Source organism: Rhodobacter sp. SGA-6-6, assembly GCF_011043545.1.
Lineage (GTDB): Bacteria > Pseudomonadota > Alphaproteobacteria > Rhodobacterales > Rhodobacteraceae > Pseudogemmobacter.
Genome location: NZ_JAAKGP010000038.1, coordinates 1 through 3,023, shown reverse-complemented (window position 1 = coordinate 3,023; position 3,023 = coordinate 1). Strand labels below are relative to the sequence as shown.

4 protein-coding genes and 1 pseudogene are annotated in these 3,023 nt (G+C 58.5%); 4 read left to right on the top strand and 1 reads right to left on the bottom strand.

From position 1 onward, the window contains the following. From G5B31_RS20715 to G5B31_RS20700, 4 genes are all read left to right on the top strand, one after another. On the top strand, positions 1–720 hold a 720-nt coding region (locus G5B31_RS20715), incomplete at its 5' end, for a hypothetical protein (protein WP_205912054.1). A gap of 57 nt (positions 721–777) precedes the next feature. Next, positions 778–1,149: a TIR domain-containing protein gene (locus G5B31_RS20710; protein WP_165020085.1), complete on the top strand. Its 372-nt coding sequence runs from the start codon at positions 778–780 to the stop codon at positions 1,147–1,149. Beyond that, positions 1,149–2,135 carry a caspase family protein gene (locus G5B31_RS20705; RefSeq protein WP_165020084.1) on the top strand — a complete coding sequence of 329 codons (987 nt, stop codon included), beginning with the start codon at positions 1,149–1,151 and terminating at the stop codon, positions 2,133–2,135. Before G5B31_RS20710 ends, G5B31_RS20705 begins: the two co-directional genes overlap by 1 nt. 7 nt (positions 2,136–2,142) lie before the next feature. Continuing rightward, positions 2,143–2,424: a hypothetical protein gene (locus G5B31_RS20700; protein WP_165020083.1), complete on the top strand. Its 282-nt coding sequence runs from the start codon at positions 2,143–2,145 to the stop codon at positions 2,422–2,424. Positions 2,425–2,645: 221 nt separating this feature from the next. Here G5B31_RS20700 and G5B31_RS20695 read toward each other — a convergent pair. Further along, positions 2,646–3,023: pseudogene (locus G5B31_RS20695) on the bottom strand (hypothetical protein); the annotation flags it as partial.

The window sequence follows — 3,023 nt, the reverse complement described above, 5'->3', positions numbered from 1 at the left end:
CAGGTCGCCGCGCTCGACCGCCTCAATGACCTCGGGCGCGGCCTGCTCGATGACCCGGCGGGCGGACTTCACCGACCGCTCGGATACGTTCAAAAGGTCGGCGGCTTGGGCGGAGGAGACCTCGGGCAAATTTGCCCGAGGTTCCAAGTCCGTCCTCGCGCCCTGCCGCATGTTCTCCAGCTTCCCGGCGACCACCGCCCGCTGGCTTTCCGTGAGGTGGCGGCGGTGGAGGTTGGCCGAGACCACGAAGGCGCACGGTCAAGCGCCGAGATGCTTGAGGCTCGCGACCTTGCCCGCGTTGCCTATGACGCCGCCAAGATCGCCAGCCGAATGGCGAAGGCCAAGCAAGCCCATGACAGCCTGATCGCCGATGTCCACCGGGCACAGGCCAATGCCCTCGCCATCCGGGCAAGGGCCGAGTTCCGCCTCGCCGAAGAATATGACGCGGCGCAGGATAGAGGCGACGTTCGGGCAGCAAATCAGGGGCGTAGCGCTTCCGCCTTGGAAGCGCCAAGCGCCCCCGACCTCGGCCTCTCGCACAAGGACATCCATAACTTCCGCAAGCGCCGGGACCGCGAGAAGGCCGATCCGGGTGCAACGCAACGGGCCTTGGACGACATGGTTGCGCGGGGCGAGGAGCCGACCCGCGCCGCCCTCAAACACGAGATGATCGCCCCCCCGGCGGCTACCGATCACGAGCGGCAAGTAAAAGCTCACTAAATCGCCGAGGACGAGTGTAGAATTCTTGCCTATGGACCGAATCGCTGGGAGCGTCAGATGGCTGATAAGAAGACCGTATTTGTTGCATTTGCGATTGAAGATGAGCGTTGCCGTGACTTCCTTAAGGCTCAGTCACTCATTACCCGCTCACCCTTTGAATACATCGATATGTCAGTAAAAGAACCGTATGATGAGGGTTGGAAGGATCGTGTGCGGACGCGCATTCGAAGATCAGATGGGGTTCTTGTTCTTGTCAGCAATAATTCCCTTACATCGAGCGGCCAGAAGTGGGAAATTAAATGCGCAAGGGAAGAGGGCAAACCTGTTCGCGGCATGTGGTGTTACAAAGATGATCGCACGAATATCGAAGGTCTGAAAACGATGGTTTGGACTTGGGATAATGTCGGCAACTGGATTGATATACTATAATGCGAAAAGCACTCATCATCGGCGTTGATTATTACGACAATGCACCCCCGCTATGCGGCTGCGTGAACGACTCATTTGCAGTTAAATCTATGCTTGACCGTCACGCGGACGGATCGGTGAATTTCGGCGTCAGGCACCTTACAGCAACTGGACCGAAGGATACGGTTACACGCGACGATCTGCGCGGAGCAATCGAGGAGCTTTTTGCTGGCGATGGTGAGGTATCATTGCTCTACTTCGCAGGGCACGGACATATCGAAGCAACAGGCGGATATCTTTGCTCTTCAGAAGTGAAGACAGGCAATGACGGCGTTTCTCTAGCTGACATCATGACAATGGCGAACCAATCGAAGATCGCCAATCGTGTAATAGTTCTCGATAGCTGTCACAGCGGCGTGGCCGGTGGACATCCGCTTCAACAGAAGGTCGCCGAGATCAGCGATGGAGTAACAATTCTGACGGCATCCACTGCTGAACAATATGCCAGTGAAGAAAATGGTGCCGGTGTCTTTACTTCGCTTCTTGTGGATGCCCTAGGTGGAGCCGCAGCAAATCTTGTCGGTGAGGTCACTCCGGGCGGTGTCTACGCGCATGTGGATCAATCGCTAGGCCCATGGGCGCAGCGCCCTGTCTTTAAGACCAATGTAAAACGATTTGTATCGTTGCGAAAAGTAAGTCCGGCTTTGGAACTCGCTGAACTTCGGCGGATTTCCGAGCTTTTCCCAACCGCTGGACATCAAATGCAGTTGGACCCAACCTTTGAACCGGAACGTCACGATTCTTGGTCTATCGACCCGCAGAGCATCCCTGCCCCCGACCCTGATCACAATGCTATTTTCGCTATTTTGCAGAAGTATAATCGAGTTGGTTTGCTAGTCCCTGAGGGTGCTCCTCATATGTGGCATGCGGCCATGGAGTCAAAGACAGTGCGATTGACCGCCCTTGGCGAACATTACAGGCGCTTGGCGGAGAAGGATTTAATATGAGTGTTTCATGCAACGAGAACATGTAATTGCGGCCCTAGAGGCCGCTGTAGAAGACTTGGCTGATATCGAGCATGAGCGCTGGTCCCACTGGCAAAGATATATGCATAGCAAGGGAACTCGGCAGTCTGATGGAAGCTTGCTCATTCCAGCCGAGCTTGTGCTGAAATGGGGAAGACAGATGGGAACGCCCTACGCCAAACTCTCCGAAAAGGAAAAGGAGAGCGACAGAGAGCAGGTGCGAAAATACCTCCCCACTATCATCGATGCATTGCAGACGGGTTCCGCTTGACGGTTTTGAGCAAGCGCCGGAAGGAAGCCTACGAGGCCCTGCACCCGGAGACGGTGCATGGTGGTGATCGGAAATCAAGTCGCCAAGTTGGCGACTTGATCAACCCCGACCGCTTCACCGCCGACACCGCCGCGAAGACCGGGCAGAGCGAGCGGTCAGTCCAGCGGGACGCGGGGCGCGGGGCGCGGGGCGAAGGTCACGCCCGGGACGATTTCGGCAGCCTAGTCGATCTCCACCGGCACCCGATCCCGGGCCAGCCCTTGTGAGATGATCGACAGGCCGCGATCCCGCAACGCATAGGCCGCCGGGCGCGAGACGCCCCGCCCCTCGATGGCCTTGCTGAACGGCCTGCGATACGCCTTGCAGGCGGCCCACAGCCCGACCATCCGGGCGCTTCCCTGCAACCCCGCACCCACCAGATAGATCGTCGGCCACGTCAGCGCCGCCTCGTGGCGGCTGACCTGCCGCGCGGAAAGCTGGACGCGCAGGGGCGGCGCGTCGGCGGGATCGTCGGCGCTTTCCCTGATGCCCCATCCCAATTCGAGGAACTCCTCGTCGGTCAGGGTGACGCCGGGCAGGCGCACCGTGGACATGCCGCG